The sequence below is a fragment of the Methylobacterium fujisawaense genome (assembly GCF_039619325.1).
GTDB classification, from domain to species: domain Bacteria; phylum Pseudomonadota; class Alphaproteobacteria; order Rhizobiales; family Beijerinckiaceae; genus Methylobacterium; species Methylobacterium fujisawaense.
Genome location: NZ_CP155003.1, coordinates 1 through 17,711 on the forward strand (window position 1 = coordinate 1; position 17,711 = coordinate 17,711).

The window sequence follows — 17,711 nt, forward strand, 5'->3', positions numbered from 1 at the left end:
TGGGGGGCCGACATAGGACGGGCACAAAACCACGCTAAGCGGACAGAGCAAGAACATCGGACCTGTCAGTGTGCTTGCGGTTGAGGGGTCTGAAGCCATCGAGCCCGATCGCCGCTTCTCCGGTCCAGATGTAATCGCCGGTGAGGTTGATGTGCTGCCAGCCGAGCGGTGCCAGGTGAGCGAGCAAATCGTCCGGAACGGGCTCGCCCTGGCGGCGCAACTGACGGATGGCGCGGTCCATGTAGACCGTGTTCCAGAGGATGATCGCGGCCACAACCAGGTTCAGGCCGCTGGCGCGATGTTGACGGCTCTCCGCGTCGCGATCCCGTATGCGCCCGAGGCGATGGAAGCAGACCGCCCGAGCGAGCGCGTTGCGGGACTCGCCCTTGTTCAGTTCCGCGCTCGCCTGTCGGCGCAGGCCGGGATCCTCCAGCCAGTCGAGGGTGAACAGGGTGCGCTCGATCCGCCCCAGCTCCCGCAGCGCCAGGGCCAGCCCGTTTTGGCGCGGATAGGATCCGAGGCGCCGCAACATCAGCGAGGCGGGCACGCTGCCCACGCGCACGGAGGTCGCCAAGCGCAGGAGGTCGTCCCAATGGCGCGTGATCAACGCTTCGTCGATCCGGCCGGCCAGGAACGGTTCGAGCGTCGGCCATCGCCCGGCCGGGGCAAAGGCATGGAGCCTGCGATCGGAGAGGTTCGGGATGCGCGGCGCGAAGCGGAAGCCGAGCAGATGGCAGAGCCCGAACACATGGTCCGAGACGCCACCGCCATCGGTGTGGTGGATCGCGATGTCGACGCCGCCGCCATGGTAGAGAAGGCCATCGATGACGTGGGCGGCTTCGCCCTCGGTCGCCGAGATGACCTTCGTGTGGAACGGGGCATAGCGGCCGGAGATGAATGTGTAGAACGAGACGGCGGGGTGAGATCCCTTGTGCGGATTGATCGTCCCGGCGCCCTCGGCGTGCCCACCGAGCGGGAAGTGCTGCCCGTCGGAACTCGACACGACCGCAGCCCCGAACGCGGCGGCCAGGGGATGAGCGTGTTGAGCGGCGACGACCGCGGCCAGCGCCCGGCCATAGTTGTCCTCGTTCAGATGCCATCCGGCCGTCCAGGCGAGCTGGCGGTAGCTGGCCACCGCGCAGGCGTCGGCCATGCGGGTGAGACCGAGATTGGTGGCGTCGGCCAGCACCGCCGTCAGGACGATGCGCCGATCGGACGTCGGCAAGCCCGTCCGGAGATGGGTGAAGTGGTCGCAAAGACCGGTCCAGCCGTCGACTTCGGCGACGAGATCCGTGATCCGGATCCGCGGCATCAGGGCCTGGATGCGGGCGGCCAGATCTTCGGCGGCCTCGGGGGTGATCGCCTGTGGCGCGGTGATCCGCAAGGCGGTCGCGGAGATGCGGACGTCGGCGAGGAGGTTGCGGTCGGCACGCCGTTCCACTTGGTCCAGGCGCTCTCCGAGGAGCGTCTTGCGCATTTGCAGATAGACGGACGGATCGTCCGGAACGGCGAGCGGCAGCGGTCCTGCCTGCCGCATCGTGGTGAACAGTGCCTGCGGGATCATCTGGTCTTCGATGGCACGGTACTGCCGGCTGCCGGCGACCCAGACATCCCCGGCGCGCAGCCTGTCGCGCAACTCTGCGAAGAGGCAGAGTTCGTAAGCGGCGGCATCGAGGTGACCGCCGCGCAGGACCGCGCTCCGCCAGCCATGCCGAACGAACCCGGTCGGTAGGTCGCCTGGGAGCGTGCGGCGCGTCCCGCGATAGAAGACGCGCATGCGCTCGACCGCCCGCAGGAGGCCATCCGTGCTGGCGATCCCATGGAACGCGAAGCTGTCGAGGAACAGGGGGCCGATCCGGCGCACGAGCCCGTGACTGGCGGCGGCAAGGGCGGCATGGTCGGCTCCGTCCGGACGGGACAGGCGATCCGCTTCGGCGACCGCACGCATGAAGCCGTCCCAGGAGATGACGCTCTCGATCGCCGCGAAGGCGTCGCCTCGTGCGTCGCGCACCGCGATCAACGCATGCCCGACGCGGGCGAGGAGCCGGATCTTGTCGTTGACGGCCCGCGCGTTGGCCTGCAACTCGGAGGCGGCGCGTCGCTCGGCCCGCCGGAACAGCCCTCCCACGAGCCGGTCGAACAGGCCGACGGCTTCGTCGGTAAGGCGGGTCATGGCGTCCAGCGCGGTGACGGCGAGGACGGCGTGCCGCCGGAGGGGCGACAGGCTCTTCAGGTGTTGTGCGGACAGGCGCATTCCTTCGCGGGCCAGGGCTTGGCGGCGATCGGTTTGGATCGCCTCGACGAGCGTAGCGTCGAGCCCGAGGGATCGAAGCCGCCCGAGCTGGCCGAGAAGGCGCACCAACGCGCGATGTCCTGCCGCTCCCGGTGGCTGACGCGCCCAGGCGAGCGGGCTCAGCACAGCCTCGGCGGGAACGTCCAGAAGGGCGTCCAATGCGGCACGCCGGCGATTGTCGAGCCGGGCATCGATCTGACGGTCCACATACCGGTCCGCCTGAGACAAGGCGTCGGCGGTCAGACGCTCGATCACCGTGGGACCCGGTGCGGCGATGGCCCGGCGGCGAAGCTCCTCCATGAGAAGCCGGGCGAGCGTTGTGCCACTCGTCGTGGCCAGGGCCTGGGGCAGCAGCCATCGGGCCATCGCGATGCGATCGGGCCGGGCAAAGGTCCTGAACCCGAACGCGGTGTAGAGGGCCTGGAGTTGGTCGTAGCGGGTCTGGGACCGGATGGCGTAGTCGACCAGAGCGTCCGAGGGCAGATCGAGCTGGTCGGCGATGAACGTCAGAACCTCCCGCGGCACGACTTCACCGCGATGGAGCAGACGCCCCGGATAGCGCAGTGCGCAGAGCTGGACGGCAAAGCCGAGGCGATTGTGAGCCCGCCGCCGCCGGGCGATGACCGCGAGGTCGGCTGGAGACAGGGTATAGTAACGGACGAGGTCGGCTTCGTCCGTCGCCAGGGCGAGCAACGCGTCGAGTTGGGTTCGGGTCACGGCTCGGCGGCGTGGCATGGCGGCTCTGTCCCAATTGGAGTAATGGCTATTTGCGATGCCGGCAGGCCAAGCTGGAACAAGGACTTGGCGGGCGCAGGGCCGGGAGGGTTCAATTGGGACAGAGCGCGGCGATCTATTGCCGGGTCTCGACCGCGGACCAATCCTGCGAGCGTCAGGAGCGCGATCTGCGTGCCTTCGCCGAGCGCGCCGGCTACGCGGTGGTCGGCGTGTTCAGGGAAACCGGCTCGGGGGTGAAGCTCGACCGTATCGAGCGCCGCAAGGTCATGGCGCTGGCGCAAGCCCGCCGGATCGACGTGGTGCTGGTGACGGAGCTGTCGCGCTGGGGCCGCTCGACCCTCGACCTTCTCGAAACCCTGCGTGAACTCGAAGCCCGGCGCGTCTCTGTCGTGGCGATGAGCGGCATGACCTTCGACCTGGCGAGCGCGACCGGCCGCATGATGGCCACGGTGCTGGCCGGGATCGCCGAGTTCGAGCGCGAACTCCTGCGCGAGCGTGTCCGCTCGGGCCTGGCGGCGGCCCGGGCACGGGGCCGGGTGCTCGGGCGGCAGACCGGCCAGAGGCCGAAATCCGACCGTCTCGCCCCGAAGGTTTTGGCCCTGATCGAGGCCGGGCGGAGCTACCGGCTGATCGGCCGCGAACTCGGGCTCAGCAAGAACACAGTGGCGGAGATCGTCAAACGCCATCGCAAACCGGTGGCCGGAGTCCGCCCGTGAGCCGGCCGCCGCGCAAGCCCCCGGCCAACGCCTACCGCAAGGTCGACTTCCGCGAGGAGGCTCGGGCGATCGTCTTCAAGGATCGGTACGATCGGAAATACGGCCGGGCCGTCGATACCGCCGGCACGATCGCCCGAGCCCTGGAGCGCGCCTACAAGCAAGGCTTCGCCGATGCCCAGGACCCGCACCGATCGGCCTCGCCGGTGACCGAGCCGACGGCTGGCCCGCTCGAATGGGGGTTCATTCCGCCGCGTCCTAGGAACGCATTCTGGTCCTGCTGCCTGTTCATCCTTGGCCGTCAGGGCAATCGCCTGCGCCTCGGGCATCTCGAACCCGCTCTGACCGAACGGGGAACCCAGGGCTGGCGGCTCGTCGTCGAGGGTTACGAACCCGAGCTCAAGGATGTGATCAGCGCCAGTTCGATCCGACCGTTGGTCAAATTGGGCCTGCTGGAGAGCGCCCCGAGCAGTCCCGAGAGGTTGACCATCAGCGCCCGGGGCCGCGCCACATGGGAGCTGTACCTTCTCTCAGGTGAACTGGGCCCCTGAGCATCGCTCCAACCCAAACTTCGTTCCTCGTTTGTCTCCTTAGCGTGGTTTTGTGCCCGTCCTATGTCGGCACCCCGTCTCGCGCAGCCTGGGCATGACCGCCGCGACCCTGTCGGGCTGGCGCGACGCGTTCCTGACGGCGGGCGAGGCCAGTCTCTCCACCCGGTCCCTTGATGCGGACGCGCTGTAGAGCGGGCGACTGAAGGCCAAGCTCGGTGAGATGCTGATCGAGCGCGAGTTGCTGGAGGCCAAGATCGCGGCTCTGGAGGCGCGTGGCCCCGGCCCTTTGGCCCGCAGGCGGTCGCGGTCATGAGCCGGGCCGTCTCGCTCAGGGGTGAAGCACGCAAGGGGGTTGCGGAAACCGCAACCCGCAGTACCTTTCCCAGCATGTCGGTTGAAGCGGTCTACCAGTACAGCGCTGACGCCCCCGGAGCGGAGTTCCGGGAGCTCGACGACGTGCGCGTGCTGATCGACGTGACCACGATGGACGGCGACACGATTGCGGCCGGCACCGAAGGTACCGTCGTGGCCGTCTGGAAGGGTGGCGCGGCCTACGAGATCGAATTCCCCGAGCCGATGGGCGCACTGGCCACTGTCAAGGCCGGGAACGTGGAGCTCACTCGGCAGCCGACGTGATGAGCGCCGAGGAGCGGCGTGGTCCGCTACGGATCCCAACCGAGAAGATCGTCGCCTATCTGCTCAACCTCGACCACCGGAAGGGCGGCCCAAAGGCCCGGTTTTTCCTGAGCTTCGGGTTCACGCGGGAGGAGCCCGGCGTCATGGCCGAGGCGCTCATCGGGCAATTCTTCCTCGGTCGCTCGACGACGCTGCCTGAGACCGAGGACGCGCTCGAGCGTGTGATCGTGGAGGGAGAGATCGTGTCGCCCGACGGCCGCAACCCACGCGTCCGCGCCGTCTGGCAGCGCGAGGAGGGAGAGGTCGTAGCGTGGCGGCTCATCACCGTCGTACCCATCACGACGAGATAACGGCAGGTCAGCGCCGCTGCGCGCGAAGCGCAGCGGTACCGAGACGGTGATCAGGTACGAGTCGTGACACGCGCGGCAGTGCGGATGTCCTCGACCTGGACAGAGGGCATCGTGTTGGTTGTTCGCCCAGTTACGGTAGGAGGGAACGAGCCGTGAACGGCGAAGGTTTCGCCTTATGATTGGGGCTGCCGGCTACGCCGGCCGGGCGACGCCCGCCAAGGCCATTTCGCGGTAGACGGTGGCGCGTCCGAGCCCGACTTGGCGGGCCGCCTCGGTTGGCGAGAGGCGGGCCTGGACGAGCGTCAGGGCGGCGCCGACCTTGTCAGGATCGATCGGCTGCCGACCCGGGCGCCGACCTTTGGCCCGGGCCGCCGCGATGCCGTCCTTGGTGCGCTCTGCGATGAGCCGCCGCTCGAAGTGCGCGATGGCGCCGAAGACGTGGAAGACCAGTTCGCCGGCGGCCGAGCCGGTATCGATCTTCTCCTCCAGGCTGAGGAGCGCGATGCCGCGCTGCTTGAGCAAGCTCACGCTCGACAGCAGCTCGGCGAGGGATCGGCCCAGACGATCGAGCCGCACAACGGCCAGGGTGTCCCCTTTTCGAGCATAGGCCAGGAGTTCGGTCAGACCGGGTCGCTCCATGGATTTGCCGGACCGCACGTCCGTGAACACCCGGATGGCGCCGGCGTGTTCCAGCCGCAGCCTCTGTCCAGCGACGTCCTGGTCCCCCGTCGACACCCGGGCGTAGCCCAGCACATCGCCCATCGACGCGCTCTGCCCGTCCCGCAACCGTCCGTTCTGGGGACGGACGCGCCATCGATCCGCGGCGAGCCTCAATCCCGTCCACCAACTATGTCCCGTTAAGCCGCGCTGTCTAGCTTCGACCGCGACCTTTCCTGGACGGTTCGGGCATGGCGGGACGATGGCGAGACGGTCGCTTCTGAGCACGGCGGCGCGCGAGCGCCTGTTCGGCATCCCGGTCGATCGTGATGAGCTGGCGCGGCGCTACACCTTCGATCGCCAGGACCTCGCCCTCATCGCCACGCGCCGCGGCGACGCCAACCGGCTCGGCTTCGCGGTGCAGCTCGCGCTGCTGCATCATCCCGGCTTTGGCTTGTCCCCAGCGGCCGCGGCCGAGTCGGCGCTGGTCGCCCACATCGCCGAACAACTCGCGATCGACCCGGCGGCCTTCGCCGCCTATGCGGGGCGCAGTCCCACGATCTCCGATCATGCCCGCACCTTGGAACAAGCGCTGGGACTTCGACCCTGCGCGAGGATCGACCTGCCGTTGATGATCACGGCCGCGGCTCAGGCGGCATGGCCGACCGACCAGGGGGAGCCGATCGCGGTCGCGGTGATGACCGCGTTGCGTGACGGCGGCCTCGTCCTGCCGGCACCCGACACGATCGAGCGCGCGGGGCTCGCCGGTCGCGCGCGCGCGAGGAAACAGGTCGCCGCCACACTGCTCGCGGGCATGACCGACGCGCTCGCGGCGCGGCTCGACGCCCTTCTGACGATCGACCCGAAGATGGGGCGGCCACCCCTCTCCTGGATGAAGGACCTGCCCCGTGCGCCCAAGCCCAGCCACATCCGCGAACTCCTCGACAAGCTCGCAGCCGTGCGGGACCTCGGGCTCGATCCCCGGGCGGCCGAGCGCATCCACCCCGACCAGCTCGCGCTCTTGATGCGCGAAGGTCGGATCACGCCAGCCTCTACCCTCGAGCGTTATGCCCCGTCGCGGCGGCGTGCCATCGTGGTCGCTGCGTATTCCGACGAAGCCGGCCGGGGTTTCCGATTTGAAGCCGGCCGTCATCCCGAGGCGAAGCCGGCCACTGGTCCGATCTGAAGCCGGCCAGCGACGGGGCACTCCCGCGGGTCTGGGGTGAAGATCACGAGGTCGGTTCAACAGGTCAAGCGGTCGGCTCGGCCGCCTTGCGTTTGCGCAGGCTTTCGCCGGCGAGCTCAATGCGGTTGGCGTTGTGCAGCAGCCGGTCGAGGACGGCATCGGCGAGCGTGGGGATGCCGATGATCTCGTACCAGCGATCTACCGGCACCTGGCTGGTGATCAGGGTCGAACCGGCGTCGTAGCGGTCCTCGACGATCTCCAGGAGATCGCGCGCCTGTTCGGGCAGGAGCGGCTCGGGGCCCCAATCGTCGAGGATCAGCAGGTTCACCTTCGCGATCTGGCGCAGCAGCCGGCCGTAGCGACCATCGCCACGCGCGAGACTGAGCGCCGCAAACAGGCGCGGGACCCGGTAGTACAGCACCGAGAGGTCGTCCCGGCAGGCCTTGTGCCCGAGCGCGCAGGCTAGCCAACTCTTGCCCACACCGCAGGGACCGGTGATCACGAGGTTACGCCGGGTCCGGATCCAGTCGCCGGTAGCGAGCTTGAGGAACAGGGCCCGGTCCAGGCCGCGATGGCTGCGGTAATCGACGTCCTCAATGCTGGCGGGGTGGCGCAGCCGTGCGGCGCGGGCGCGGGCCTCGAAGCGCTTCTGCCGCCGGGCCGTGGCCTCGTGGTCGAGGAGCAATCCGAGCCACTCGGCGTGGCCGAGGGCGCGAGCCTCCGGGTTGGCGTCGAGCGCCTTGAAGCCCGAGGCCATGCCGCTCAGGCCAAGTTCGTGCAGGAGATCGAGCGTGGGGTGGGTGAGCATCGGCGTCTCCCTCAGTGGAAGTAGCGCGGGCCGCGCAGGTTGGGGTGGAGCATCACCGGGACGGCCTCGGCCGGCGGGGCCGCACGGTCGAGGCCGTTGGCCAGGATCGAGGCGATGCTCTTGTAGGTGAGCGCGCCGAGCGCCACGGCTCGGGCCGAGGCCGCCTCCGCCCGGCCGGGGTCGAGCCCGCGGTAGAGGCGCAGGATGCCCAGACAGGTCCGGAAGCCCTGCTCGGGATGGGGCCGGTCGTGGAGGATGGCGATGACCAGCCCCTCCGTCTCCGGCCCGATGCCGCGCGCCCAGCGCCGGAAGTGCTCGGGGCTCCACTCGGCGTAGCGGCGATGGGCACTGGGCATGTGGTCGGGATCCGTGCCGTGCCGCCGTCCGGTGTAGCGGCGGTCGTGGGCGGCGACGCGCTGGCCGCGATGGAACACCTCGACGGTGCGCGCCGTGAGGCGGACGTCGACCTGCTCGCGGATCAGGGCGTGGGGCACCGAGTATAGCAAGCCGTCCGCCTCGACGTGGTAGTCGAGGTTGACCCGGGCCAGCCGCCACTCGGCGAAGGTGTAGTCCTGCTCCGGCAGCGGCCGCAGCGCCGCGCGCTCCATCGCCTCGAACAGGACGCGGCGCGTCGTGCCGAGCCGGCGCATGCGGTGGGCATTGATGCGCTCCACCATCACGGCGATGGCGGCGTTGCACTCGGTCAGGGAGAAAAACGTCTGGCGACGCAGCCGTCCCAGGATGTAGCTCTGGGCGAAGCGGACGCCGGCCTCGACCTTGGCCTTGTCACGCGGCTTGCGGGGCCGCGCCGGCAGGACGCCGACACCGTAATGTTCGGCCATCATCCCGTAGGAGCGGTTGAACTCGGGGTCGTAGAACGACGCTTTGTGGACCCCGCTCTTGAGGTTGTCGGGCACGACGAGGCGGGGGACGCCGCCGAGGAAACGGAACAGGCGGACATGCGCGCCGATCCAGTCGGGTAGCGTCTGGGTCCAGGTCGCCTCGGCGTAGGTCAGGCTCGACGCGCCCAGCACCGCCACGAAGATCTCGGCCTCGCGCACGATGCCGGTGGCCGGATCGACGATCCCGACCTTCTTGCCGGAGTAATCGACGAAGACCTTGTCGCCGGCAGCATGGTGCTGGCGCATCACCGGGGTGAGCCGACGCTCGAACTCCCGGTAGAGATCGCAGAACCGAGAGTAGCCGTAGCCGTCCGGATGAACCTCCCGGTACTCTTCCCAGAGCACGGTGAGATTGACCCCGGGCCGGCGCATCTCTCGGACGACGGAAGACCAGTCCGGCTCGGGCAGCCGGCGCATGCCCTGCTTCACCCCGGCCCGGGCGAACAGGCGCTGCTCCAGTACCGCGTCGGTGACCTCGGGGCCGAGCGGCCAGGTCAGGCCGGCGGCGCTCGCCCGGGCGAGATTGTCCTGCACGGTCGAGCGGGCGATGCCCAGCGTTCGCCCGATCTCTCGCGAACTCACCCCGTCGCGGGCGAGACGCAGCATCTGTTTGATCTGTCGCATGGTCAGCTCTCTCCTGGCCGGCATCCCGCTCTCCTCGTGGTCGAGGACAGGGATGCCGCGGTTGCTGACCCGCGGGGATGATCCGTCGCCGATATCGACTACCGGGTGGCCGGCTTCATCTCGGAATGGTGGCCGACGTCAAATCGGAATGCTGGCCGGCTTCGCGTCGGAATGGGTGGCCGGCTTCCGTCGGATTTCGCATGGTCGCGACGCTGCTCGATCTCGAACGGCGCTTGACCGATGCGGCGCTGTCCACGGCGGACCGCCTCATCGGCGCGAGCTTCACACGCGGCAAGGCCGCGCGCGAGAGGACCTTCGTGGCCACCTCGCGCGACGTCGGCCGGCTCATGCGCCTTCTCGCGGGGACCGCCGGCGCAGTCGCGACGGCCATGAAGGAGAACGGCGATGCACTCGCTGCGATCGATGCCGCCGTCGGGCTCGACAGGCTCATCGCGGCAAAGCCCCAGGCGGCCGAGATCGCCGACGTTGCGGAAGAGGATCCCCTCGTGCGCGCCGCCGATCGCTGGATGAGGCTGCGCGAGTACGGGCCGATGCTGATCGAGGCGATCGACTTCAAGGCGGCGCGCGCCGATGACCGCACGATCGCGGCCCTGATCGCGTTGCGCGATCTGAACCGCTCGGGCAAGCGGGACCTTCCCGAGGGCACGCCGATGCCGTTCAAGAAGGAATGGCGTCGGCTCGTGGCCGGGGCGGACGGCAGGCTCGATCACCGGCTGTTCGAGGCGGCCCTGTTCGCCCACCTGAGGAACAATTGGCGCTCGGGTGACCTGTGGGTCGAGCGCTCGACCCACTACCGTCGCTTCGACAGCTATCTCCTGCCCCTCGACGAAGCGCGGACGATCGTCGCCCCGCTCGGCCTGCCTTGCGACGTCGATGCCTGGCTGGCGGCCCGCGCGGAGCGGCTCGACCGGCGGCTGAAGCGCCTCGGCCGGCATCTCGGCCGTGGAACCCTCGAAGGCGTGAGCCTGAGGAACGGCAAGCTCTCCATCGCGCCGGTCCGTGCCGAGAAGAACCCGGAGGCAGAGGCTCTCGCAGCCCGCATCGGCGCGCTGATGCCGCGTATCCGCATCACCGAACTCCTCCATGAGGTGGCACGCGAGACCGGGTTCCTGTCCGCCTTCACCAACGTCCGCACCCAGCAGCCGGTCGAGGATGGAAGCGCGCTGCTGGCCGTCATCCTCGCCGACGCGACCAATCTCGGCCTGTCCCGCATGGCCGCGGCCAGCCAGGGGGTCACGCGCGACCAGCTGTTCTGGACGCGCGACGCCTTCATCCGCGACGAGACCAGGGGTGAAGGCATGAGCAAGCTCCTTCACCCACCAACGCGCTACCCGCTAACCCGTCTCAAGCGGCGTGGGACCGGCTCTAAGACGGCTGACACATGGTGTGATGGGAGACGGGAGACGCGCGACGAGCGCGTCGCGTTAGGCGGCCATCTTCCGGCAGCGCTTGGCGCAAGTCCGGCACCGTTCGAGGCCGATGAGAACACCGTCTCGCCCTGGAACCGAGGTCTAGCGACGAGAGAACCAGCGCTGCAAGGAATGGTTGCGCACAGTCGTGCTCGAGCCCAACATCGATGATCTCGGGGTATTCCCGCGGGGTCTGGTGCTCGGTCCGGAAGCGCCGCTCGCGATCGCAATCCATGATTCAGTCGCGCGCCAGCGACGACTTGCGGGGACGTCGCGGATCAACGGAGGGAGAGACGACGATGAGACGCAGCGCCCTGTCGGCCCTGCTTTGGCTCGGCTGCCTGCACGGAGCCTATGCTCAGGAAGCCCCGTTTGGCCTGTCCTGGGGACCCGTCGACACGGTGCCGAAGCCCTCGATGGTCGACCGCGAGGCGAACATCACGGCGCTGACCTACTTCCACGACCGTCCGCTGGCCGCGGGCATCGATACGGACGAGGTCATCCTGGAAGTCTGCCGGGACGAGGGCCTGCAGCAGGTCATCTGGCTCAGCCGTCCGCTCTCGGAGGCCGAACTGCCGTCGCGCTACGAGGCCATCTACCGGGAGGGCGTGCGGCGGTACGGTCAGCCGCAAACCGAGCCGGGTGCCGAGACTGTGTCGTGGCCGTCCGGACGCGCGCTCCTGGCTGTCAGGAAGGCCGTTCCCGGCGAGCGGCGCTTGACCATGCTGGCCAGGGGCGACCGCTACGAGGCGTGCTCGGTCGCTCACCAGGCGGCCACAGGCCACCCGGCCTCCCGGCACGTGTCGGACCTGATCCTCGGGCAGACACCGTGAAGCAGGTCACGATCATCTGCACCGGGCCCGCGAGGGCGGTCGACCCGCAAACCGCCGAGATGATCGGGCTCGGTGCGACGCCATATGCGGCCTTGATCGGACAATCGCCACCTCGGCGGCCGGGCATGACGATGCGGCCTGAGCCCGGGGCTTCATGAGCGGTGCGTCGCAGCGGGCTTCGTCAGCGGAAGACGACCGGCCGACGCGGGCCCCTCCCCCTCTCACGAGTAAGCCGCTTCCCCGCAAACCTGTCCCGCCGGGAGCATCTCGAACGGGACCATTCCCCACGCACGCTCTCCAGCGCAGACTTCGAGGCTGGGGGTGGGCCGCCCCCCCCCCCCCGTACCGGTCACCCCGCTCCAGCCGTGCTGCGCAGCCGAGAACCTTACGCGTGGCATCGAACCGTCATCGGCCGTCGATAAACAGGCGCACCCGGAGATCGCCGCCTGTTTCGGCGGTGATGCGCCCCTAACCGAACCCGCGGCATTCGGGGAACGATCGATCGCGCGCACGACCACGATGCGTTTCGAATGCCGCCCCACCTCACTCGCACGCGGGTTCGCAGTCGTGATCACGGCCGATGGGAAGAGCGGCATGGTGTAGCGCCCTCGGTTTGTGAGACACCGGGAAGGAGCCTACGCGGCGAGGGCCGCGGGTGAAAGTCGTTCCTGGCGCACAGTGGCGGGCGACCGGAAGCCGAGCCGCTCGATGAGCCAGGTGGTGTTGTAGGTCTCGCGGAAGGCCAGAAGCGCGTGGCGCAAGGCTTCCAGGGTGTCGAAGCTTTGCACCCAGAGCAGGTTCTCCTTCAGCGTGCGGATGAAGCGCTCAGCGCAGCCGGTGCCCTCGGGCGCTCGCACGAAGGCGGGCGAGCTCTCCACCCCCAAGAAGGCGAGCTTGGCCTGGAAATCGTGAGCCATATAGCAACTGCCGTGATCGTGCCGGACGCTCAGCCCGCGCGCCACGTCCTTGGCGACGGCCCCGAAATGGCGGCGGACGCCCTGACGCAGCGGCTCCAGCGCCTCGAAGCGGGTGCCGCGCCGGGCGGCATGGATGCCGACGCACTCGACGTTGTGATGATCGATGGCGATGAACACCGCGACCTATCCCTAGCCCGTCCAGGTCGTGGTCATGTCGGTGCCCCACATCGTGTTCAGCGCCTCGGGGATGATGGTGCCGTCGTGGTTGCGCGGGCCCCGGGGAGATCCGACGCGGGCAGGCGCGAGCAGATCGTGCTCGCCCATCAGCCGCAGCACGCGCTGTTTGGAGGTGCGCACGCCAGCCACGCGCAGCCGTGCCCAGACCTTGCGGTGGCCTTCACCGTGGAACGGGCTGGCGGCGAGGACGCCGCGGATCCGCGCCACCAAGTCCGCATCCGGCATCGGCCCGGTCGGTCCAGGCCGCTGGACCTGCGGCTGGGTGGAATGACGCTGCCGATAGACGCTGGCGCGTGCGGTCCGCCAGACCCGGCAGACCCAGGCCAGACCGTAAGGCCTGCCGCGGCTCGGCGAGGGGGTCCGGCTCATGGCCTCCACCTCCGCCGCGCTAAAGGGCGGCCGCCCTCCAGGAGCGCGATCTTGGCCTCCAGAAGCTCGCGCTCCAGCAGCATCTCACCGAGCTTGGCCTTCAGACGGGCGCTCTCCAGCGCCTCGCCATCGGTCGCGCGGGTCGCCAGGTGGGCCTCGCCGCCGGACAGAAAGGCATCGCGCCAGTCGCTCAAGGTCGCTGCCGTGACGCCCAGCTCGCGAGAGACCATCTCCAGGTCCTCACCGCGGATCAGCCGCAGCACCGCATCGCGCTTGCGCTGCCGGGACATCCGCCCGCCTCGCCCCGGACCTGCCGCCACGGCCGTCGTTGTCTCTGTCGTCATCATCCACCTCTGCTGCGGACAGCGTCCGCTAACGAGGTGTCTCACTCAACCCTAGGGCGCAGGAATGGCTGCCGTCGCTGCGAGCAACCCACACGCTATGCCGCCTGAATTCTGCAAGTTCGGCCTCTCCCCGTCCCGCTCCATAGGCGTGGCGAGGGGCGTGAGGGCGGTGCCTACCTCGGTGGTACGCTTGGCTATCTCATCGGCCGGGGTCGTCAGCCCAACCCGAACCCGGCGGCGGGCTTGCACGAAGCCGCTCGTCCATAGTTAACAGCGCGGCCAAGTTTGGGCGGATGCCGCATCGTGTCCTGGTCACCGCATCGCGGGTGCGGGTTCGGTTCATGCATATGGAGGCGGCACGATGAGCCGGTGGAGACAGGCCGCAGGACGCCTCCGCGCGGGTGCAGGGATTGGTGCAGGGGTTGCGACGTTGCTCGCTGGCGTGTCCACGGGCGCCCACGGGGCCGATCGCGCCACGCCGACGCCACACGACGCGACGCACCTGCCCTTCTTCGGTGCCTGGGCGGGCGGCTATATCGGATTGCAGGGCAGCGCCGGTGACGCCTTCGGTGGCTTCGGCTTCGGTTCCGGCATGATCGGCCGCCGTTCGGTGCCGGAATTCCGCACCGGGGATGCCACGGGCCGCAACGATGCCGGGCGGGATGCGACCACCGCGCTCGGCGGCCTGTTCGGCGGCTACGCCTGGCAGATCGGCCCGTTCGTGTATGGCCTTGAAGCCGACGTTGACGCCTCCAACCTGAAGCGGCCCGTGTCCTCGACCACGCCTGGGACCGGCTTCGAGGGGCTGGATCCCGCCTTCCCCGTGATCCGGGCCAAGGCCGACGTGTTCGGGACAGCCCGAGCCCGCGTCGGCTACGCGTTCGAGCGCTATCTCGTCTATGCCAGCTTCGGGCTTGCGGGCGCTCAGGTCCGGTTTCTCACCAACTTCCCTGATCCGGGGACGACGTCAGCCCCGGCCCTTCGGCGGGGCCGCGCCTTCCTCGGGTTCTCGCTCGGTGCCGGCATCGAGTATGCCATCACCGAGAACCTCGCGCTGGGACTGGAATACCGCTACCTCGACCTCGGCCGGAGCGGACGGCTCGATCTCGGCACCGTTCCGGGCGTCACCGGCGGCCCCTTCTCCGCGCGGGCCTCCTTCACCTCCAACCAAGTCCTCGCGCGCCTGTCCTGGTATCCGGGTGGTCTCGTCTTGCCGCCCGAGCCGGGCGAGGTAGCCCCCCACGATCCCGATACGGCGATCAGCGACCGCGTCTCGCTGCACGGCCAGACGACCTTCGTGGACCAGGGCGTGTCCGGCTTCCGCTCGCCCTATCTCGGGCCGCAGAGCCTCGTGCCGCGCCAGGCACGCGCCACGCTGACGGCGACCGCCTTCCTCGGTTTCAAGCTCACGGACAGCACCGAACTCTACTACAACCCCGAATTCGACCAGGGCTTCGGCCTGAGTCGGACGCTCGGCGTCGCCGGCTTCGTCAACGGCGAGGCGCAGAAGGCCGGCGCGCCCTTCCCGAAATTCCGCTCGCAACGCTACTTCGTCCGCCAGACCTTCGGCCTCGGCGGCGAGACCGAGGATGTGCCGGACGGCCCGAACCAGGTCGCGACGCGTCGCGACATCGAGCGGATCACCGTGGTGGCCGGCAAGTTCGCGCTCGGCGACTTCTTCGACGGCAACACCTACGCGCACGATCCCCGCGTCGATTTCCTGAACTGGTCTCTCTGGGCGTCTGGGGCCTATGACTTCCCCGCGAACCTGCCCGGGTTCACCCAAGGCGTGATGGTCGAGTACAACCGCAAGGCGTTCGCGATCCGGGCGGCCTACACGCAGGTGCCGAAAGAACCGAGCAGCAACGTTCTCGACCCGCGCATCGCCCGGAAGGGAGGCCTTACGGTCGAGCTGGAGGAGCGCCACGTGCTCCCGGGGCTCGACCAGCCCGGCAAGATCCGCCTCGGCCTGTTCACCAACGTCGCCCGCACGGCGAACTACCGCGAGGTGGTCGCCCTCACTCAAGGGGGCTTCTTCGCCGACATCAACGATGCGGCCGCGGCCACCCGACGCGACCGGCGCAAGAGCGGGCTCTACCTGAACCTCGAACAGGCGGTGACATCGCAATTCGGGGTGTTCGCGCGGGCCAGCCTGAACGACGGACGCAACGAGAGCCTCTCCTTCGCCGACATCGACCGCAGTGTCTCCGGCGGTGTCTCGCTGAAGGGCGGCGCCTGGGGCCGGCCCGACGACACGGTCGGCCTCGGCGCTGCCCTCAACAACCTGTCCCGCTCGCATCGGGATTTCTTCGCCAACGGCGGCCTCGGTCTGGTGATCGGCGATGGCCGCTTGAGCTACCGCGCCGAGCGCGCAGCCGAGGCGTACTACGCGCTGAGCCTCACGAAGGCCGTGACTGTCTCCGCCGATTACCAGCTCGTGGCGAACCCGGCCTACAATCGCGACCGTGGCCCGGCACACTTTTTCGCAGCCCGCCTCCACACGGATTTCTGACGGTCGATCGGCGCCTCGCCGTTGTCCATGACCGCCGGCACGGCAACTCCTATGCCTTCCTGAGCTGCGTAGCATGTCTGATCAAAACGGGGGGCAGTTTACTCTGTCCGGCGGCGAAGCGAGTCTGGCGACCCGCGCGGCCGACGGCGCGGCGCTGGAGAGCGCTCGTCTGAAGGCCCAGCTCGGCGAGATGCTGCTGGAGCGCGAGCTTCTGGAGGCTAAAATTGCGGTCCTGGAGGGCGGCCGCCCTTTAGCGCGGCGGAGGTGGAGGCCCTGAGCCGGACCCACTCGCCAAGCCGCGGCACCCCTTACGGTCTGGTCCGGGTCTGGCGGACGGCACGCGCCAGCGTCTATCGGTAGCGTCATCCTGCAAAGTCCCAGGCCCGGCGGCCTGGACCGACCGACCCGATGCCGGATGCGGCCCTGGTGGCGCGGATCCGCGGCGTCCTGGCCGCTAGCCCGTTCCACGGTGAAGGCCACCGCAAGGTCTGGGCACGGCTGCGCGTGGCTGGCGTGCGCACCTCCAAACAGCGCGTGCTGCGGCTGATGGGCGAGCACGATCTGCTCGCGCCTGCCCGCGTCGGATCTCCCCGGGGCCCGCGCAACCACGACGGCACCATCATCCCCGAGGCGCTGAACACGATGTGGGGCACCGACATGACCACGACCTGGACGGGCTAGGGATAGGTCGCGGTGTTCATCGCCATCGATCATCACAACGTCGAGTGCGTCGGCATCCATGCCGCCCGGCGCGGCACCCGCTTCGAGGCGCTGGAGCCGCTGCGTCAGGGCGTCCGCCGCCATTTCGGGGCCGTCGCCAAGGACGTGGCGCGCGGGCTGAGCGTCCGGCACGATCACGGCAGTTGCTATATGGCTCACGATTTCCAGGCCAAGCTCGCCTTCTTGGGGGTGGAGAGCTCGCCCGCCTTCGTGCGAGCGCCCGAGGGCACCGGCTGCGCTGAGCGCTTCATCCGCACGCTGAAGGAGAACCTGCTCTGGGTGCAAAGCTTCGACACCCTGGAAGCCTTGCGCCACGCGCTTCTGGCCTTCCGCGAGACCTACAACACCACCTGGCTCATCGAGCGGCTCGGCTTCCGGTCGCCCGCCACTGTGCGCCAGGAACGACTTTCACCCGCGGCCCTCGCCGCGTAGGCTCCTTCCCGGTGTCTCACAAACCGAGGGCGCTACAGGCCCCCGCCAGGACTGCGACAGGGGCTACCTCGATCATCGCAGGCGTCTTCCGTCCTCGGGTACTGCGGATAGATCGACGTTGTAGCCCTTCGCGGCCAGAGCCTCGAGTACTAAGTATTTTACCGTGACCCGGCGGTTTAGCGCCTCCTGGCGCAACGCCGTCCACACCGTATCCGGCACCTCGAATTTTAGAGCAGTACCCTTGGTAGGCGCGGCAGGGGCAAGCGGGGCTTTGGGTTCTTGGGCAGTCGGGGCTGCCGGAGTTGCCGCAAGCAAGGGTTCGGCTGATGGCTGCACGGGCTCCTCGGCCCGCGCCTCGGGCGCGGACGAGGGGCGGGTGAAGCCCAGATCGCTGGTCGCCACAGCGAGTTGTTGGGCATCTTCGGGCGAGATACGGGGGCGCGGGCGCGGAGCGGGCTGGAA

Annotated in this window: 13 protein-coding genes and 3 pseudogenes; 10 read left to right on the top strand and 6 right to left on the bottom strand. The window is 69.0% G+C overall.

Annotation, left to right across the window (positions count from 1 at the left end; genetic code table 11):
- Positions 1-34: 34 nt before the first annotated feature.
- Complete coding sequence (locus ABC766_RS32240; RefSeq protein WP_043075339.1) at positions 35-3,028, bottom strand: Tn3 family transposase; 2,994 nt, start codon at positions 3,026-3,028, stop codon at positions 35-37.
- Positions 3,029-3,123: 95 nt separating this feature from the next.
- Here ABC766_RS32240 and ABC766_RS32245 point away from each other — a divergent pair, with 95 nt between their 5' ends.
- From ABC766_RS32245 to ABC766_RS32265, 5 genes and pseudogenes are all read left to right on the top strand, one after another.
- A complete protein-coding gene (locus tag ABC766_RS32245; RefSeq protein ID WP_043075338.1) occupies positions 3,124-3,744 on the top strand; it encodes a recombinase family protein in 621 nt (206 codons plus the stop codon).
- A complete protein-coding gene (locus tag ABC766_RS32250) occupies positions 3,741-4,292 on the top strand; it encodes a hypothetical protein (protein WP_043075337.1) in 552 nt (183 codons plus the stop codon). Before ABC766_RS32245 ends, ABC766_RS32250 begins: the two co-directional genes overlap by 4 nt.
- A gap of 76 nt (positions 4,293-4,368) precedes the next feature.
- A pseudogene (locus tag ABC766_RS32255) lies at positions 4,369-4,619 on the top strand (IS3-like element ISMtsp5 family transposase); the annotation flags it as partial.
- Positions 4,602-4,928: a DUF4926 domain-containing protein gene (locus ABC766_RS32260; protein WP_345822932.1), complete on the top strand. Its 327-nt coding sequence runs from the start codon at positions 4,602-4,604 to the stop codon at positions 4,926-4,928. The pseudogene ABC766_RS32255 and the gene ABC766_RS32260, both read left to right, overlap by 18 nt.
- The gene (locus ABC766_RS32265; protein ID WP_053622521.1) at positions 4,928-5,278 is read left to right on the top strand and encodes a DUF6883 domain-containing protein; all 351 of its coding nucleotides are present in this window, start codon (positions 4,928-4,930) and stop codon (positions 5,276-5,278) included. The genes ABC766_RS32260 and ABC766_RS32265 overlap by 1 nt, the downstream gene beginning before the upstream one ends.
- 192 nt (positions 5,279-5,470) lie before the next feature.
- On the opposite strand, the gene ABC766_RS32270 is transcribed toward ABC766_RS32265, so the two are convergent.
- On the bottom strand, positions 5,471-6,040 hold the full coding sequence (locus ABC766_RS32270) for a recombinase family protein (RefSeq protein WP_053622520.1): 570 nt from the start codon (positions 6,038-6,040) through the stop codon (positions 5,471-5,473).
- A gap of 109 nt (positions 6,041-6,149) precedes the next feature.
- The gene (locus ABC766_RS32275) at positions 6,150-6,377 is read right to left on the bottom strand and encodes a hypothetical protein (RefSeq protein ID WP_345822933.1); all 228 of its coding nucleotides are present in this window, start codon (positions 6,375-6,377) and stop codon (positions 6,150-6,152) included.
- Between ABC766_RS32275 and ABC766_RS32280 the strand changes: the two genes are divergently transcribed.
- Positions 6,270-7,121 carry a DUF4158 domain-containing protein gene (locus tag ABC766_RS32280; RefSeq protein ID WP_345822930.1) on the top strand — a complete coding sequence of 284 codons (852 nt, stop codon included), beginning with the start codon at positions 6,270-6,272 and terminating at the stop codon, positions 7,119-7,121. The genes ABC766_RS32275 and ABC766_RS32280 overlap by 108 nt on opposite strands.
- 64 nt (positions 7,122-7,185) lie before the next feature.
- On the opposite strand, the gene istB is transcribed toward ABC766_RS32280, so the two are convergent.
- Complete coding sequence (istB, locus tag ABC766_RS32285) at positions 7,186-7,929, bottom strand: IS21-like element helper ATPase IstB (protein ID WP_053622518.1); 744 nt, start codon at positions 7,927-7,929, stop codon at positions 7,186-7,188.
- 11 nt (positions 7,930-7,940) lie between these two features.
- Positions 7,941-9,455, bottom strand: coding sequence for an IS21 family transposase (gene istA, locus ABC766_RS32290; protein WP_127993254.1), 1,515 nt, complete (start codon positions 9,453-9,455; stop codon positions 7,941-7,943).
- A 125-nt stretch (positions 9,456-9,580) separates the two neighbouring features.
- On the opposite strand from istA, the gene ABC766_RS32295 reads away from it, so the two are divergent.
- Positions 9,581-11,056 carry a Tn3 family transposase gene (locus tag ABC766_RS32295; RefSeq protein WP_127993255.1) on the top strand — a complete coding sequence of 492 codons (1,476 nt, stop codon included), beginning with the start codon at positions 9,581-9,583 and terminating at the stop codon, positions 11,054-11,056.
- Positions 11,057-11,184: 128 nt separating this feature from the next.
- Positions 11,185-11,718 (top strand): threonyl-trna synthetase, encoded by a 534-nt coding sequence (locus ABC766_RS32300; protein WP_127993256.1) that lies wholly within the window; start codon positions 11,185-11,187, stop codon positions 11,716-11,718.
- Positions 11,719-12,353: 635 nt separating this feature from the next.
- Here ABC766_RS32300 and ABC766_RS32305 read toward each other — a convergent pair.
- Positions 12,354-13,585 (bottom strand): annotated as a pseudogene (locus tag ABC766_RS32305) (IS3 family transposase).
- A gap of 361 nt (positions 13,586-13,946) precedes the next feature.
- Here ABC766_RS32305 and ABC766_RS32310 point away from each other — a divergent pair.
- Together ABC766_RS32310 and ABC766_RS32315 are read left to right on the top strand one after the other, a co-directional pair.
- A complete protein-coding gene (locus ABC766_RS32310) occupies positions 13,947-16,097 on the top strand; it encodes a carbohydrate porin (protein ID WP_127993257.1) in 2,151 nt (716 codons plus the stop codon).
- A gap of 103 nt (positions 16,098-16,200) precedes the next feature.
- Positions 16,201-17,249, top strand: a pseudogene (locus ABC766_RS32315) (transposase); the annotation flags it as partial.
- Between the last annotated feature and the right edge of the window lie 462 nt (positions 17,250-17,711).